Source organism: Janthinobacterium sp. FW305-128 (genome assembly GCF_020858135.1).
In the GTDB taxonomy this organism is placed as follows: domain Bacteria; phylum Pseudomonadota; class Gammaproteobacteria; order Burkholderiales; family Burkholderiaceae_D; genus Janthinobacterium.
This window is the reverse complement of sequence record NZ_JACYMK010000014.1, coordinates 158,150-173,261: the sequence shown is the minus strand read 5'-3', so window position 1 is coordinate 173,261 and position 15,112 is coordinate 158,150. Positions and strand designations below refer to the sequence as shown.

14 protein-coding genes and 1 tRNA gene are annotated in these 15,112 nt (G+C 62.7%); 11 read left to right on the top strand and 4 right to left on the bottom strand.

Annotation, left to right across the window (positions count from 1 at the left end):
* Positions 1 to 27 precede the first annotated feature (27 nt).
* Positions 28 to 1,929, bottom strand: coding sequence for a dynamin family protein (locus IGS60_RS25780; protein WP_230506593.1), 1,902 nt, complete (start codon positions 1,927 to 1,929; stop codon positions 28 to 30).
* Positions 1,930 to 1,951: 22 nt separating this feature from the next.
* Positions 1,952 to 2,788 carry a bifunctional DNA-formamidopyrimidine glycosylase/DNA-(apurinic or apyrimidinic site) lyase gene (mutM, locus tag IGS60_RS25775; RefSeq protein WP_070221676.1) on the bottom strand — a complete coding sequence of 279 codons (837 nt, stop codon included), beginning with the start codon at positions 2,786 to 2,788 and terminating at the stop codon, positions 1,952 to 1,954.
* 167 nt (positions 2,789 to 2,955) lie between these two features.
* Between mutM and IGS60_RS25770 the strand changes: the two genes are divergently transcribed.
* From IGS60_RS25770 to ychF, 8 genes are all read left to right on the top strand, one after another.
* Positions 2,956 to 4,746, top strand: coding sequence for a tetratricopeptide repeat protein (locus IGS60_RS25770; protein WP_121668339.1), 1,791 nt, complete (start codon positions 2,956 to 2,958; stop codon positions 4,744 to 4,746).
* 61 nt (positions 4,747 to 4,807) lie between these two features.
* On the top strand, positions 4,808 to 5,458 hold the full coding sequence (locus tag IGS60_RS25765; protein WP_230506592.1) for an outer membrane lipoprotein LolB: 651 nt from the start codon (positions 4,808 to 4,810) through the stop codon (positions 5,456 to 5,458).
* Positions 5,455 to 6,339, top strand: coding sequence for a 4-(cytidine 5'-diphospho)-2-C-methyl-D-erythritol kinase (gene ispE / locus IGS60_RS25760; protein WP_099409282.1), 885 nt, complete (start codon positions 5,455 to 5,457; stop codon positions 6,337 to 6,339). Before IGS60_RS25765 ends, ispE begins: the two co-directional genes overlap by 4 nt.
* A gap of 78 nt (positions 6,340 to 6,417) precedes the next feature.
* A tRNA-Gln gene (locus IGS60_RS25755) sits at positions 6,418 to 6,494 on the top strand.
* 150 nt (positions 6,495 to 6,644) lie between these two features.
* A complete protein-coding gene (locus IGS60_RS25750) occupies positions 6,645 to 7,595 on the top strand; it encodes a ribose-phosphate pyrophosphokinase (RefSeq protein WP_034753270.1) in 951 nt (316 codons plus the stop codon).
* 167 nt (positions 7,596 to 7,762) lie between these two features.
* Positions 7,763 to 8,371, top strand: a complete 609-nt coding sequence (locus IGS60_RS25745) for a 50S ribosomal protein L25/general stress protein Ctc (RefSeq protein ID WP_070221672.1) — start codon at positions 7,763 to 7,765, stop codon at positions 8,369 to 8,371.
* A gap of 115 nt (positions 8,372 to 8,486) precedes the next feature.
* Complete coding sequence (gene pth / locus IGS60_RS25740; RefSeq protein ID WP_086145733.1) at positions 8,487 to 9,071, top strand: aminoacyl-tRNA hydrolase; 585 nt, start codon at positions 8,487 to 8,489, stop codon at positions 9,069 to 9,071.
* 214 nt (positions 9,072 to 9,285) lie between these two features.
* Positions 9,286 to 10,377: a redox-regulated ATPase YchF gene (ychF, locus tag IGS60_RS25735; protein WP_071325626.1), complete on the top strand. Its 1,092-nt coding sequence runs from the start codon at positions 9,286 to 9,288 to the stop codon at positions 10,375 to 10,377.
* A gap of 105 nt (positions 10,378 to 10,482) precedes the next feature.
* On the opposite strand, the gene IGS60_RS25730 is transcribed toward ychF, so the two are convergent.
* The gene (locus IGS60_RS25730; RefSeq protein ID WP_230506591.1) at positions 10,483 to 11,319 is read right to left on the bottom strand and encodes a MipA/OmpV family protein; all 837 of its coding nucleotides are present in this window, start codon (positions 11,317 to 11,319) and stop codon (positions 10,483 to 10,485) included.
* Positions 11,316 to 11,708 carry a hypothetical protein gene (locus IGS60_RS25725; protein ID WP_230506590.1) on the bottom strand — a complete coding sequence of 131 codons (393 nt, stop codon included), beginning with the start codon at positions 11,706 to 11,708 and terminating at the stop codon, positions 11,316 to 11,318. The genes IGS60_RS25730 and IGS60_RS25725 overlap by 4 nt, the downstream gene beginning before the upstream one ends.
* Positions 11,709 to 11,841: 133 nt before the next feature.
* Between IGS60_RS25725 and IGS60_RS25720 the strand changes: the two genes are divergently transcribed.
* From IGS60_RS25720 to IGS60_RS25710, 3 genes are all read left to right on the top strand, one after another.
* A complete protein-coding gene (locus IGS60_RS25720; protein ID WP_070221658.1) occupies positions 11,842 to 12,936 on the top strand; it encodes a type II asparaginase in 1,095 nt (364 codons plus the stop codon).
* Positions 12,937 to 13,066: 130 nt separating this feature from the next.
* Positions 13,067 to 13,918 (top strand): MOSC domain-containing protein, encoded by an 852-nt coding sequence (locus tag IGS60_RS25715; RefSeq protein ID WP_070292352.1) that lies wholly within the window; start codon positions 13,067 to 13,069, stop codon positions 13,916 to 13,918.
* A 34-nt stretch (positions 13,919 to 13,952) separates the two neighbouring features.
* The gene (locus IGS60_RS25710) at positions 13,953 to 15,110 is read left to right on the top strand and encodes a diguanylate cyclase (RefSeq protein WP_070221656.1); all 1,158 of its coding nucleotides are present in this window, start codon (positions 13,953 to 13,955) and stop codon (positions 15,108 to 15,110) included.
* The last annotated feature ends 2 nt before the right edge of the window (positions 15,111 to 15,112 follow it).

Below are 15,112 nucleotides of genomic sequence, written 5' to 3'. Positions count from 1 at the left end.
TCCAGGGTTGTATTCAGTGCGTAGGGTTCATGCGGCGCTGGCCGTGCGCAAGGCGGCCAGCAATTGCGCCAGCTGCGCCTTGTCACGTTCGAGCGCCGCCAGGCTCGCTTCGAAGCCGGCGATTTTCTGTTCCAGGCTGCCCGTGGCGTCGTGGATGCGCTGGATCGAGGCAAAGCGCAGTTTCAGCTGTTCCTTGTACTCGACGATCTGCGCTTCGAGCGGCGCCATGATGACTTTCAGCCAGGCGCTGGCATCGTCGTTGGCGTTGGTGAAACTGCGTCGCACGCGCGAGGCGATAGTGTCGAAGAATTTCTCCATCAGCACGACGCGGCTGGTGGTCAGCAGGGTCGCCGTGCCGAACTGCTTATGGTAGACGGCTTCGATGTCGGCGATCTCCTGGCGGTAGCGGGCCAGCGAAAACGGCATCGGCAAGGCCAGCGCCAGGCCATGTTCGGAGGCGAATTTGCGGTACATCACGTTCATCATTTCCGTGATCTCGGCCGTCTTGCCTTCCGAGCGGTCGAGGTTCTGGCCGATACGCTCGAAATACTGGCGCACGGCTTCGCGCAGGCCCGTGAAAAAGCGGCTGCGCTGCATGGCGGCGCGCACGCCGTCGATATCGTCGCGCACGATGTCCATGCCCAGGCTCGTGTACAGCTCCGTCGACAGCCGGGTAAACACGGCGCGCGTCGCTTGCAGCTTGAACAGGCTGCTGTCGAATTCCTTCTTCTCGATGTCGATGCGCCGCATCATGTGGGCGATCACGCTCTGGTTCTTGCCGCGCAGGCTGTGCAGTTCATGCAGCTGCTCGGCGATGCCGCGCGCGCGGGCCGCCGCCTGTACCTGCTGCGCCGCTTCGATGGCGTCCAGGTCGAACGCCAGCTGGCGCCGGATGATGTCCTTGCGCGCGGGGATCAGCTCCTCGAACAGGGCCGTCTCCAGCGCCTGCAGGCGGCTTTTTTCCAGCAGCGCCGCATCGTGGTTGATCTTGCCCACCAGGGCCTTCTGCGCCGAGACGGGGAATACCTGGCCCGCGTCCAGCGTCAACAGGTGCGCCACGCTGGCCTGCTGGCGTTCGATCGCCTGCGCCACCTCGGCGTCGCCGCGCAATTCGTCCCACATGCTGTCGATCTTGTTGAGCACCACCAGGCGTCCCGCGCCGGCGCCGATATGGTTGCGCCACACTTCGATGTCGCTGCGCGTGACGCCCGTGTCGGCCGCCAGGATGAACAGCACTGCGTGCGCATTCGGGATCAGGTTCAGGGTCAGTTCCGGTTCCGTGCCGATGGCGTTCAAGCCCGGCGTGTCGAGGATGACCAGGCCCTGTTTCAGCAGCGGATGGGGGAAGTTGATGATGGCGTGGCGCCACATGGAAATTTCCACCTGGCCGTCCTCGTCGAGCATGGCGGGAGCGTCCGCATCGCCGGCGTCATACAGGCCGTAGCGCGCCGCTTCTTCCACGCTGACTTTTTTCGTCAGGCTGACCTGGCGGATGGCTTCCTGCATGTCGTCGCCCGCTTCGATATTCAGGGGCAGGACGGTCCAGGCGGCGGGCAGTTCGCGGTAGTCGCTGGTCGACAGGTTCTGCGCGCGCGTCTCGATGGGCAGCAGCCGGATCGATGGCGGCCAGGCCGCGTCGTACAGCAGCTCGGTGGGGCACATGGTGGTGCGGCCCGCGCCCGAGGGCAGGATGCGCTGGCCATAGCCGGCAAAGAAGATGGCGTTGATCAGCTCGGATTTGCCGCGCGAGAATTCCGCTACGAAGGCGACGGATAAACGGTCATCGAGCAGGCGGGAGCCACAGCGCGCCAGGCGCAGCGCGGAGGCGCCGTCGACCAGGCCCGCCGCGCTGGCGGCTTGCCGGTATGCCTGCAAGGCGGCCTGCACGTCCTGCCGCCATGCGCTGTATTGTTCCAGGTCTCTGACCATCTGGCTCCCTCTGTGAGTATGCTTACTTTTGACAATTCACGCAGTAAAACGTGGAACGCTGTCCCTGCACGATTTGCCGGATCGGCGCGCCGCAGACGCGGCAGGGCTTGCCCGCGCGGTTGTACGTGAAATACGTCTGCTGGAAGTAGCCGGACTGGCCGTTCACGCCGATGAAGTCGCGCAGGGTGCTGCCGCCCTGTACGATGGCTTCGGCCAGCACGTCGCGGATCGCCTGCGCCAGTTTCTCGTAGCGGGCCAGGCCGATGCGCCGGGCCGGCGTCTTCGGGTTGATCCCCGCACGGAACAGGCTTTCGGAACAATAGATATTGCCCACGCCGACGACGATGTCGCCCGCCATCAGCACCTGCTTGATGTTGGTGCCCTTGTTGCGCGTTTTCTCGAACAGCAGCTGGCCCGTGAAGCCGCCTTCGAGCGGCTCCGTGCCCAGCCCGCGCAGCAGCGCGTGGCCGTCCAGCGGGCCGTCGGCCTCGTCGTGCCACAGCACGGCGCCGAAGCGGCGCGGGTCCGTCATGCGCAGCACCTGGCTGCCGCCGTCCGCGTCCTCCACGACGAGGTCGAAATGGTCGTGCTTTTGCGCCTGCGTCCCCGTTGGCAGCACGCGCAAATGGCCGGACATGCCCAGGTGGATGATCAGGGTGCCGTGGCGGAAGTGGATCAGCAGGTATTTGCCGCGCCGCCCCGTCAGGCCGATGGTTTGCCCCGACAATTGTTCGCCCAGGGCAGGAGGGAAGGGCCAGCGCAGGCCGTCGCGGCGCAGCACGACGGAGCGCACGGCGCGCCCTTCGAGGTGGGGCGCGACACCGCGCCGTGTGACTTCGACTTCTGGCAATTCTGGCATAGGGCTCGAATGGTTGAAAACCGGGTAAAAAACAGGCGGCTTGCCGGCTGAGGGCTGGCTCTGGCAGGCTACGCCGCCACGACGCATATATTTCGTTACATACGTGAAGTACGCGATAGCCGCGTTGGGCGTAGAATCAAACTTTGCCGTTTAGCCAGGATCAGCCTTTGAAAAACGCTTTCGCCATTGTAACCTTGTCCGCCCTGATGGCCACGCATGCCATGGCACAGACGCCTGTCGCCCCCGCCGATGCCGCGGCCAGCCCCTCTGCGTCTGCGCCCGCCGCGCCGCAGGAGCCGGACGCCACCTCCAAGGAGGGGCCCGCCGGCGATGAGCTGCCGAAGGTCGAATTGAGCAGCGACTTGCTGTACAAGCTGACCAAGGCCGAGATGGAATTCAAGAGCGGCCAGTGGCAAGGGCCGTATGTGACGATGATGGTGGCGGCGCAGCAGACGCGCGATCCGCGCCTGGCGCGCCGCGCTTCCGAAATGGCGCTGGCCGCCAAGCAGGGCAGCGAGGCGCTGGCGGCCATCCGCCTGTGGCGCGAGCTGGCGCCCGACTCGGACGAGGCGACGCAGTTCTTCCTCGGCTTTGTCGTGTTGACGGACAAGATCGAAGAAGCGGAACCGATTTTCGCCGAACGCCTGGCCAATGCGCCGCAAGGCGCACGGGGCGTGGCCCTGTTCCAGATGCAGCAGATTTTGTCGCGCTCGAATGACAAGCTGTATGCCTATTCGATGGTGACGCGCCTGGTGCAGCCTTACCTGGACATGTTCGAAGCGCACCTGGTGCTGGCGCAGGGCGCCCTGTCGATCGGCGAGCGTGACCGTGCCATCGGCGAAGCGAACAAGGCGCTGGCGATCAAGCCAAACTCCGAGCTGGCCGTGCTGACCCTGGCGCAAGTGACGGGCGAACCCGAGGCGGCGGGCAAGGTGCTGGCCGCTTTCCTGCAAAAGAATCCGGACGCCGTCGAAGTGCGCGGCGCATACGCGCGCCTGCTGGTCGAACAGAAGCAGCTGGAACCGGCGCGCGAGCAGTTCCTGCTGCTGTTGAAAAGCGCTCCCGATAACGTGGGCGCCCTGTATGCGCTCGGCATCGTGGCGCTGCAGCTGGAAGACACCAAGGGCGCGGAGCAGTACTTCAAGCGCTTCCTGGCCGTGCTCGAAAAATCCCCCGGCGACACGCGCGATCCGTTCAAGGCCCTGATGATACTGTCGCAGATCGCCGAGACGCGCGGCGACACGGCGGGCGCCATCGCCTGGCTGGACAAGGTCGACAACAGCGCATCAAGCGGCTATGTCGAGGCGCGCTTGCGCCGCGCCCAGCTGATCGCCCGCGGCGGCAATCTCGATGCGGCGCGCAAGGCGCTGACGGAAATCGAAACGGACGATCCGGCAAGCCAGGCGCAGGTGCTGCTGGTCGACGCGCAATTCCTGCGCGACGCCGGCTATGTGCAAAGCGCCTACACGGTGCTGGAAAACGCCTTGCTGCGCTTCCCAGACAATCCGGAGCTGCTGTACGACTACGCCTTGCTGGCCGAGCGCATGGACAAATTCGAGCGGATGGAGGCGAGCCTGCGCCGCGTGATGGCGCTGGCGCCCGACAACCAGCACGCGTACAACGCGCTCGGTTATTCGCTGGCCGAACGGGGCCTGCGCCTCGAGGAAGCCCATGCGCTGATCGAAAAAGCCTTGCAGATGGCGCCGGGCGACCCGTTCATCATGGACAGCATGGGCTGGGTGCAATTCCGCATGGGCAACCTGGCCGCCGCGGAAAACGCGCTGCGCCGCGCCTATGCCGTGCGCAGCGATCCGGAAATCGCCGTCCACCTGGGCGAAGTGCTGTGGCAGAAGGGCGACAAGGCCGAAGCGCAAAAACTGTGGCGCGAGGCGCAAGGCAAGGACCCGAAAAACGAGGCGCTGAAAAGCACCTTGGCGCGCCTGAATGTCAGTTTGTGATTGAATCGATTAACTCAACTATAAAAAACCAGCGCCTTGGCGCTGGTTTTTCCTTGTACCCATGTTAAAAAAACTGCTTCCCCTCACACTCGTCTGCCTGTCACTCTCGGCCTGCTCGACCCTGAGTTCCCCATTCTCGTCAGGCGCCGCGCCATCCGCCAACACCGTCGCACCCTACCGCGAACAGGTGGAGCTGACGGGCCGCCTGAACGTCGTGTACCAGAAAGATGACAAGCCCGAATCGGCCACCGTCAATTTCAACTGGCAGCAGACGGCGCAGCGCACGGACGTGACCCTGTATTCGCCCGTCGGCAGCACGCTGGCGACGATTGCCGTCACGCCGCGCGAGGCCGTGCTGACGCAAAGCGGCAAGGCGCCGCGCAGCGCGCCCGATGTCGACACCCTGAGCGCGCAGATGCTGGGCTGGTCCTTGCCCGTGTCGGGCTTGCGCGACTGGCTGCAAGGGTATGCCGTGGGCGCCGACGGCAAGCGCTTCGTCGCTTCGCCGGCCAACGACAGCGTGACGACGAAAGACGGCTGGCGCTTGCGCTATGTGTCTTGGCAAGAAGTAGGGCAAAATGCGGCCGACAAGACACCGGGCGCCTTGCCCCAACCGCGGCGTATCGATGCCGAACGCAATGCCAGCGCGCAGGCCGATGCCGTGTCGCTGCGCATCGTCCTCGATCCCGCCCCATCGGCTCAAGCACAATGACGTTGACGACCCTGAATAACTGCCCGGCTCCCGCCAAGCTGAACCTCTTTTTGCACGTCAACGGCCGCCGCGCCGATGGCTACCATCTGCTGCAGACGGTGTTCCAGTTGCTCGACCATGGCGACACCCTGCACTTCGCGCTGCGCGACGACACGGCGATTGTCCGCGTGACGGAACTGGCCGGCGTGCCGCAAGAGCAGGACTTGATCATCCGCGCCGCCAGGCTGCTGCAGGCCGAAGTGCTGCGCCGCACGGGCGCCTTGCCGCGCGGCGTCGATATCGCCATCGACAAGGTGCTGCCCATGGGCGGCGGCTTGGGTGGCGGCTCGTCCGACGCGGCCACGGCGCTGATGGCGCTCAATCGCCTGTGGCAGGCCGGTTTGACGCGCGAGGAACTGATGGCGCTGGGCTTGCCGCTGGGCGCCGATATTCCGTTTTTCATCTTTGGCGAAAACGCCTTTGCCGAAGGCGTGGGCGAAGCCTTGCAGCCCGTCGCCACGCCCGCATGCTGGTATGTGGTGATCGAGCCTGGCGTGCAAGTGCCGACCGCCGCAATTTTTTGCGCGGAAGGCTTGACGAGAAATACCGAACCCGTCACAATAGCGGACTTTTCCAGGTACCTCGCAGAAGGAAACGATGCGGGCGGGTTTGGAAAGAATGATTTACAGCAAGTAGCATGCAGTCTTTTCAAGCCGGTAGCAGATGCGGTAGAATGGCTGGGTGCTTACGGTGAGGCCAGGATGACTGGTTCCGGTGCTTGTGTATTTAGTGCGTTTGGCAGTCAGGAAGAAGCGGATGCGGTGCTCAGCAATGTGCCACCAGTCTGGGTCGCCTGGAAGGCAAAAGCGCTGAATCGCCACCCGATGCTCACCATGTTGTAGAGAGCAAAAAAAGATTTTGCTTAGCGTCAAATAGTCGGTATAATACTGGCCAACATGACGGCAAGCAGTCAGTAACGTAGGGGAATCGCCAAGCTGGTTAAGGCACTGGATTTTGATTCCAGCATGCGAAGGTTCGAATCCTTCTTCCCCTGCCACCATTTCACCGTAGTCTGTCGATGCGAAGTTGGCGTCCAGTACGGGAAAAAGCAGATGTGCCGCCACGCGGCATATTCTAAACAATGACTGACCGGGCCTATGCCCGGTTAGTGCTTTTCAAGACTTCTTTATCACCTCTTGGGACTCCCATGGCTTACGAAAACCTGATGGTTTTTACCGGCAACGCGAATCCAGCGTTGGCAGAGGGGGTCGCAAAAAACCTCGGCATTCCTCTCGGTAAAGCAAACGTTTCGAAATTCTCCGACGGCGAAGTAATGGTCGAGATTAACGAAAACGTACGCGGCAAGGATGTTTTTGTTTTGCAATCCACCTGTGCTCCAACCAACGACAGCCTGATGGAAATCATGCTGATGGTTGATGCCTTGAAACGTGCTTCCGCTGGCCGCATCACCGCCGCGATTCCTTACTTCGGCTACGCCCGCCAAGACCGCCGTCCACGCTCCGCGCGTGTGGCGATTTCGGCCAAGGTGGTGGCGAACATGCTGGAAGAAGCCGGTGTCGAGCGCGTCCTGATCATGGACTTGCACGCTGACCAGATTCAAGGTTTCTTCGATATTCCAGTCGACAATATTTACGCTTCGCCAATTTTGCTGGGCGACCTGCAAAAGAAAAACTATCAGGATCTGCTGGTGGTGTCGCCGGACGTCGGCGGTGTGGTCCGTGCGCGCGCCCTGGCAAAACGCCTGGGCTGCGACCTGGCCATCATCGACAAGCGTCGTCCAAAAGCGAACGTGTCCGAAGTGATGAACATCATCGGTGAAGTCGAAGGCCGCAACTGCGTGATCATGGATGACATGGTCGACACGGCAGGCACCCTGACCAAGGCTGCCGAAGTGCTCAAAGAGCGCGGCGCGAAAAAAGTCGTGGCGTATTGCACGCACGCGGTGCTGTCGGGCCCGGCGATCGACCGTATTTCGGCCTCGCCGCTCGATGAGCTGGTCGTGACCGACACGATCCCCCTGTCCGAAGCGGCCCTGGCCTGCGGCAAGATCCGTCAATTGACGTGCGCGCCGCTGCTGGCCGAGACGTTCAAACGCATCATCAAGGGTGACTCCGTCATCTCGCTGTTCATCGATTAATTCGGCAAGAGCAGCAACAGACGTAATGCCTGCGGCGCGACCGGCTTTTTGCCTGTTGCGCCGCAGTGTTTTAGTTTTCGGGGTGTTTTGCACCCATTTTCGAGGATTCCTGGTCGCGGGAGTCCTCATAACACAAGGCGCAAGCCTTGTTCTTCTTGGAGTTTCACATGAAAGTTATCGCATTTAAACGCGAATTGCAAGGTTCCGGAGCGAGCCGCCGCCTGCGCATTTCCGGCCAAACCCCTGGTATCGTCTACGGTGGCGCTGAAGCCCCGGTGCTGATCTCGCTGGATCACAACGCTCTGTACCACGCGTTGAAAAAAGAAGTGTTCCACTCGTCGATCCTGGATCTGGAAATCGACGGCGTTTCCCAGCAAGTTCTGTTGCGCGACTTCCAAGTCCACGCATACAAACAACTGGTTCTGCACGCTGACTTCCAGCGCGTTGACGCTAAGCAAGCTATCCACGTAAAAGTGGCGCTGCACTTCGTAAACGCTGACGTTTCCCCAGCAGTCAAACTGCACGGCGCGACCATCAGCCACGTAGCCAACGAAATCGAAGTTTCGTGCCTGCCAGGCCAACTGCCAGAATTCATCAACGTTGACCTGTCGAACATCGACGTCGGTCACTCGCTGCACGTTGGCGACCTGGTCCTGCCAGCTGGCGTGACCGCTGTCACCCACGGCGCCAACCTGACCATCGCTACCGCTTCGGTACCGGCTGGCCACGTTGCTGCTGAAGCCGAAGCCGCTGCTGCTGAAGCCGACAAGAAGTAATTTTGCCGCCGCAGCAATGCGGTAGTGGCAAGGAAAAACCCGCCAGGTTCGCCGCGCGGGTTTTTTTCTGCCTGTTTTCACCGATAATGCTTTCTTTTACATTGCAGACACAGCCATGCCCATACGCCTGATCGTCGGCCTCGGCAACCCGGGACCCGAATACGAACAAACCCGCCACAATGCCGGCTTCTGGCTGGTGGACAATCTTGCCAACAGCTTGCCCGGCACGCGCCTGCAGCGCGATTCGCGCTACAACGCCATGCTGGCGAAAACGTCGATTGGCGGCAACGAAGTCTGGCTGCTCGAACCGCTGACCTTCATGAACCGCTCGGGCCAGTCCGTGGGCGCGCTGGCGCGCTTTTTCAAGATTGCCGCCGATGAAGTGCTGGTCGTGCACGACGAACTCGATTTGATGCCCGGCATTGCGCGCCTGAAAAAGGGCGGCTCGGCCGGCGGCCACAATGGCTTGAAAGACATCACGGCCGCGCTGGGCACGCAGGATTACTGGCGCTTGCGCCTGGGCATCGGCCACCCGCGCACCCTGAGCCTGCAGCAGCAGGTGGCCGACTTCGTGCTGCACCGCCCGCGCCGCGAAGACCAGGAGCTGATCGAGCAGGCGATAGAAAAATCCCTGCAGGTCATGCCGCAGATCGTCGAGGGCAAGTTCGAGGCGGCGACGATGAAGCTGCACACCGCCTGAGAACAGGGCCTGATGGCGTCACGATACGGCTGTTTTGGCGTCATTTGCCCATCATCGGGCTTTTGAAGCGCGCCTGTCAGGGGTACAATTGACCCCTTGAAATGCAGCACACGCACTATCCCCGGAAAAGGGCGAACCATCGCCCGTTTTCCCTAACAGCACGGCAAGCACGCCGATAGACGGCGCCATGTGCTTTGATTATTAAAGGTTTTCCATGAGTCTCCAATGCGGTATCGTCGGCTTGCCGAACGTCGGCAAGTCCACCCTGTTCAATGCACTGACGAAAGCCGGTATCCCGGCTGAAAACTATCCGTTCTGCACCATCGAGCCGAACGTCGGCGTCGTCGAAGTGCCGGATCCGCGCATGGATGCGCTGGCCGCCATCGTCAAGCCGGAACGCATGGTCAACGCCATCGTGGAATTCGTCGACATCGCCGGCCTGGTGGCCGGTGCATCGAAGGGCGAGGGCCTGGGCAACCAGTTCCTGTCGCACATCCGCGAAACGGACGCCATCGTCAACGTCGTGCGCTGCTTCGAAGATGACAACGTCATCCATGTGGCCGGCAAGATCAACCCGCTCGACGATATCGAAGTCATCCAGACCGAACTGGCGCTGGCCGACATGGGCACCGTGGAAAAAGCCATCCACCGCGAAAACAAGAAAGCCCGCTCGGGCGACAAGGACGCGGCCAAGCTGCTGGCCATCATGGAACGCATGATGCCGTACCTGAACGATGCCAAGCCCGTGCGCGCCATGGGCCTGGACGCCGACGAAATGGAACTGATCAAGCCGTTGTGCCTGATCACGGCCAAGCCGGCCATGTTCGTGGCCAACGTGTCCGACACGGGCTTTACCAACAATCCGCTGCTGGACCAGTTGACGGCGTATGCGCAATCGCAAAACGCCCCCATCGTCGCCATCTGCGCGGCGCTGGAAGCGGAAATCGCCGACCTGGACGACGCCGACAAGGGCGCTTTCCTCGCCGACATGGGTATGGAAGAGCCGGGCCTGGACCGCCTGATCCGCGCCGGCTACAAGCTGCTGGGTCTGCAAACCTACTTCACGGCGGGCGTGAAGGAAGTGCGCGCCTGGACCATTCCCGTAGGCGCCACGGCGCCACAGGCGGCCGGCGTGATCCACACCGACTTCGAACGCGGCTTCATCCGCGCGCAAACCATCGCCTATGACGACTTCATCGCCTACAAAGGCGAAGCGGGCGCCAAGGAAGCGGGCAAGATGCGCGCCGAAGGCAAGGAATACGTGGTCAAGGATGGCGACGTGCTGAACTTCCTGTTCAACGTCTAATCCCTGCGCCGGTCCCATACGGGGCGACAACGAACCCTGCAAGTCATTGATTTGCAGGGTTTTTTATTGCCCGGATGGCCAGCATGTCTGCCATCGGCTGGTTCTCTAATCGTCGTGGCCCCGTGCCAGGCTCTCCGAGCGCTGCCACGTCCACATCAGGCCGATGCCGGCCGAGGTGCCGCTGTTCTGGCGCAGCAGGGGGCTGGCGCGGTTGGCGGCGCCCGTGTAGTTGTCGTAGCGTACAAAGGCAAAGGCGCGCCAGTCCCGCTGCAGCCGGTAGGAGCCGCCCAGGCCCAGGCGCGTGAGCATCAGCCCGCTTTTGGCCGCATACGCGGGGCGCCCATCGGTGGCAAACGCGGGGCTGACGCCATACAGGTAATCGTTGATGGCGGCATTGCCCAGCACGGCGCCGACGCTGGCATCGACATGCCATGCCTGCCGCTCGCCTTGCAGCGCGTACACGAGGCGCGGTTCGAACGTGGCGCCCTGGCGGTGCAGGCCGCCGCGCGCTTCGATGACGGCGCGCAAGGGCAGTTCCAGGCCCAGGCGGCTGTGCTGCGTCGGCTCGGCCAGCTTGATTTTCAGGCGCGGGCCAAATTCCACCAAGGTGCCCAGGTCGGGCATGCCGCGCCGGGCCGGTACATCGCTGGAGCGGGCCGGCAAGGACAGGGCAAAACCGATATCGAAGTCGAGGCGATCCGTATCGAGCAGGCGCGCGCCCACGCCGGAACGGTCGGCGCGCAATACTTTCCCGCGATAAATCAGATAGGGCAGGGCCAGGCTGCGCGTCGAGCGTTCGCTGGCGCCCGGATAGGCGGGCGTGACGGCCGCGCCGCCGAAGACGCCCGCTTCCCATAAGGGTAGCGCTGGCTCTGCGGCGCACGCGGACGCCATGCCGGTAAAGAGGGTGGATGCTGCCAGCAAGGTGTGCGCGACGTTCATGGGGGACCTGCGCAAGGTTTGCCGGCCTGTAGCGATTCCAGCGCCTTGTCGCTGAGGGCGCTCGATGTACGGGCCTGCTTTGCCAGCGCGATAGCCTGGCGGAAATGAAATGCGGCCGCATCGTAGTGGCAGGCGGCGCTGGCGGCGCGTCCCGCTTCGTGGTGCAGCCGCGCCTGCCAAGCTGCATCGCCATGGCCCAGTTCGGCATTCTCGGCCGCGGCCGCGTAGCTGCGCATGGCTTGCGCCCAGTCGCCCTGGCCAGCGGCTTCACGTCCCCACTGCTCCTGCTGCGCCGCCGTGCGCAGTTCGACCTGCGTGGAGCAGGCGCCCAGCGCCATCAGGACGAACGGCAGGACGAGGCAAGAGCGGAAGGACGGGAGTGTGGACATGGCGCCACTGTAGCGCATGGGAAGGCGCGCACGTTTGCGCTGAACGCGTCAATCGGGGCTTTTTTGTAGCACTGATGACATATAATTTGCACACGACTTTGTTATCTTTGACACATCACCGAACAGGAGCACCATGTTTTCACGCAAATTCCATTCTTGTGCACAGCTGATGCTGGCCACCTTGCTGATGGGCTTTGTTGCCGCGTCCCCCGCACGCGCGCAGCAGGCGGCCGTCAAATTGCCGAATGTGGTGATCCTGGCCACGGGCGGCACCATCGCCGGCAGCGGCGCCGACAGCACCACCACCGTCGGCTACACCTCGGCCACCGTGGGCGTCGAGCGCCTGATCGCGGCCGTGCCGGAATTGAAGAAAGTGGCGAATGTGAAAGGCGAGCAAGTGTTCCAGATCGCCAGCGAAAGCATGGGCAACAGCCACTGGCTGGCCCTGGCCAAGCGCATCAACGTGCTGCTGGCCTCGAACGATGTCGATGGCGTGGTCGTCACGCACGGCACCGACACCATCGAGGAAACGGCGTATTTCCTGAACCTGACCGTGAAAAGCCACAAGCCGGTCGTGGTGGTGGGCGCCATGCGTCCCTCGACCGCCATCTCGGCTGACGGCCCCATCAATCTGTACAACGCCGTGTTGCTGGCCGGCAGCAAGGAAGCCGTGGGCAAGGGCGTGCTGGTGGCCTTGAACGACCAGATCAACGCGGCGCGCGAAGTGACCAAGACAAATACGTCCACCACCGACACGTTCAAGTCGCCGGAACTGGGCATGCTCGGCTACATCCAGGGCAGCAAGCCTTTCTTCTATCGCCAGTCGACGCGCAAGCACACCCTGGAATCGGAATTTGACATCAGCAAGCTCGACGCTTTGCCCCAAGTGGACATCGTCTACGGCTATGCCAACATGAACCGTGTCGGCATGGACGCCTTCATTGCCGCCGGCGCCAAGGGCATCATCCATGCGGGCGTGGGCGATGGCAGCGTGGCCGCGCAAATGAAGCCGGCCCTGGTGGAAGCGCGCCAGAAGGGCGTGCTGATCGTGCGTTCGAGCCGCGTCGGCCAGGGCATCGTGGCGCGCAATGGCGAAGCCAACGACGATGAACTCGACAGTGTCGTATCCGACACCCTGAACCCGCAAAAAGCCCGCATCCTGCTGATGCTGGCCTTGACCAAAACCAACAGCACGCAAGAAATCCAGCGTATTTTCTACACGTATTGATCATGACCGCGCCAGATTCAGCCTCATTGGCTGAATCTGGCTGATTTACGCTTGCCCGCTTTGCTGCCATACTTCGCTTCTGAATAATTTCCTGGCAGAAGCAGCAACACTGTTCCTTCTCCCCCTGTCCATGGCTATCCTGTCCGACATCATCCTGTATCCGATCAAATCGTGCGCCGGCATCCATTTGCGCGAGGCGGTCCTGACGCGCTCAGGGCTGATGAGCGAGCACGTGTTCGACCGCGAATGGATGGTGGTCGACCCGCAGGGCCGCTTTCTGACCCAGCGCGAGCATCCGCGCATGGCGCTGATCGTGCCATCCATCAAGGCCAGCACGCTGGAATTGCGCGCGCCGGGCATGCTGCGCCTGGAAATCGAGCTGGGCTTGCCGCATCCGCAACTGGCACCGATGCTGGAGGTGCAGGTGTGGGACGATACCGTGCGCGCCTATGATTGCGACGAGGTGACGGCGACGTGGTTTTCCCAGGCCATCGGCGTGCCGTGCCGCCTCGCGCGCTTTCACCCGGACGTGGTGCGCGCCACGAGCACCAAATGGACGGATGGCGTTGCCGCCTCGACCATGTTTGCCGACGGCTACCCGGTGCTGATCGCGGGTGCCGCCTCGCTGGCCGATGTCAACGACAAGCTGCGCGCCGCCGGCCGTGAACCGCTGCCGATGAACCGCTTCCGGCCCAACCTCGTCATCGGCGATATCGGCGCCTTCGAGGAAGACTACGCCGCGTTCCTGCAATTGGGCGCGACGACCTTGAAACCCGTCAAGCCGTGTTCGCGCTGCCCGATCCCGTCGGTGGACCAGGCCACGGGCGTGCCCGGCCCGGATCCGCTCGACGTCATGCATGGCTATCGCGCCAAGCCCGAACTCGACGGCGCCATCTGCTTCGGCATGAACGCCATCGTCACCGAAGGCGGCGATGAGCGTATCGTGGTGGGGCAGGACATCGGTTTCGAACTGGCATTTTAAGCATGGCGCCCGTACACAAGGGTTTAAGGTTTCTATGAATCAAGCAATACCGCCGGACCCGCGCATTGCCAGCCTCGAAGCCGAAAACCAGGCCTTGCGCGCGCGCATGGCTTTCCTGCTGGAACAGGTCGAGCGCAACCACGACATCATGTGCCGCCACCAGGCGTTCGACCTGGAAATCGTCAGCGCGTCCACGTTTCCCGAGTTGATCGGCACCATCTTCCGCACCTTGCCCGTGATTTCCGACCTCGACGGCGTCACCTTGAGCCTGCTCGACGAGGATGACGATATCGTGCTGGTGATGGAAAAGCTGGGCGTCGATTTCAGTGCCTTCCCGCAGTTGCTGTTCGTGCATGCCGTGGCGGAGCTGGGGTTTACGTCGCCGGTGCCGGCGGCCGAGGGCGAAGCGGCCTTGCCGCCATCGCCGTTGCTCGGTGCCTTCGACGCGGCCGTGCATGGCCCGCGTTTTCCGCAGATCGCATCTCTGCGCAGCGTGGCGCTGGTGCCCTTGTTGCGCAACAAGCGCCTGATCGGCAGCCTGAACCTGGCCAGCAGCGACGTGACGCGCTTTACGCCCGCGCTGGGCACGGATTTCATCAAGCACATGGCGTCCATCATCGCCATTTGCCTGGAAAACGTGATCAGCAATGAAATGCTCAAATACATCGGCTTGACCGATTCCCTGACGGGTGTCTACAACCGCCGCTATATCGACCGCCGCCTGCTGGAAGAAATCGCCCGTGCGCGGCGCCAGAATTATTGCATCTCATGCATGTATATCGATATCGACCATTTCAAGCTGTTCAATGACAAGCATGGCCACCAGGGCGGCGATGAAGTGCTGCGCGAAGTGGCTACGCGCATCCGCACGGAATTGCGCCGCTCCGATGCACTGGGCCGCTTCGGCGGCGAAGAATTCGTCGTGCTGCTGATCGACGCCGACCTCGACAGCGCGACCTTCGTGGCCGAACGCATCCGCGCCAGCATCGCCGGCACCATGTTCGACTTGCCAGGCAGCGCGCAAGCGTGGGTCAGCGTGTCGATCGGCGTGGCCAGCCTTGAAGCGGACGCGGCGCTGCTGCCGATCGAAACGGTGGCGCAGCAACTGGTGGCGCACGCCGACCAGGCCCTGTACCAGGCCAAGGCCGATGGCCGCAACAAGGTCGTCAGCTGGCAGCCGCAGAGCAGCTGAGC

Bases quoted from the DNA above. Each gene is read 5' to 3' on its own strand.
- IGS60_RS25780 (WP_230506593.1), bottom strand. From the start codon at position 1,929: ATGGTCAGAGACCTGGAACAATACAGCGCATGGCGGCAGGACGTGCAG.
- mutM (WP_070221676.1), bottom strand. From the start codon at position 2,788: ATGCCAGAATTGCCAGAAGTCGAAGTCACACGGCGCGGTGTCGCGCCC.
- IGS60_RS25765 (WP_230506592.1), top strand. From the start codon at position 4,808: ATGTTAAAAAAACTGCTTCCCCTCACACTCGTCTGCCTGTCACTCTCG.
- ispE (WP_099409282.1), top strand. From the start codon at position 5,455: ATGACGTTGACGACCCTGAATAACTGCCCGGCTCCCGCCAAGCTGAAC.
- IGS60_RS25750 (WP_034753270.1), top strand. From the start codon at position 6,645: ATGGCTTACGAAAACCTGATGGTTTTTACCGGCAACGCGAATCCAGCG.
- IGS60_RS25745 (WP_070221672.1), top strand. From the start codon at position 7,763: ATGAAAGTTATCGCATTTAAACGCGAATTGCAAGGTTCCGGAGCGAGC.
- pth (WP_086145733.1), top strand. From the start codon at position 8,487: ATGCCCATACGCCTGATCGTCGGCCTCGGCAACCCGGGACCCGAATAC.
- ychF (WP_071325626.1), top strand. From the start codon at position 9,286: ATGAGTCTCCAATGCGGTATCGTCGGCTTGCCGAACGTCGGCAAGTCC.
- IGS60_RS25730 (WP_230506591.1), bottom strand. From the start codon at position 11,319: ATGAACGTCGCGCACACCTTGCTGGCAGCATCCACCCTCTTTACCGGC.
- IGS60_RS25725 (WP_230506590.1), bottom strand. From the start codon at position 11,708: ATGTCCACACTCCCGTCCTTCCGCTCTTGCCTCGTCCTGCCGTTCGTC.
- IGS60_RS25720 (WP_070221658.1), top strand. From the start codon at position 11,842: ATGTTTTCACGCAAATTCCATTCTTGTGCACAGCTGATGCTGGCCACC.
- IGS60_RS25715 (WP_070292352.1), top strand. From the start codon at position 13,067: ATGGCTATCCTGTCCGACATCATCCTGTATCCGATCAAATCGTGCGCC.
- IGS60_RS25710 (WP_070221656.1), top strand. From the start codon at position 13,953: ATGAATCAAGCAATACCGCCGGACCCGCGCATTGCCAGCCTCGAAGCC.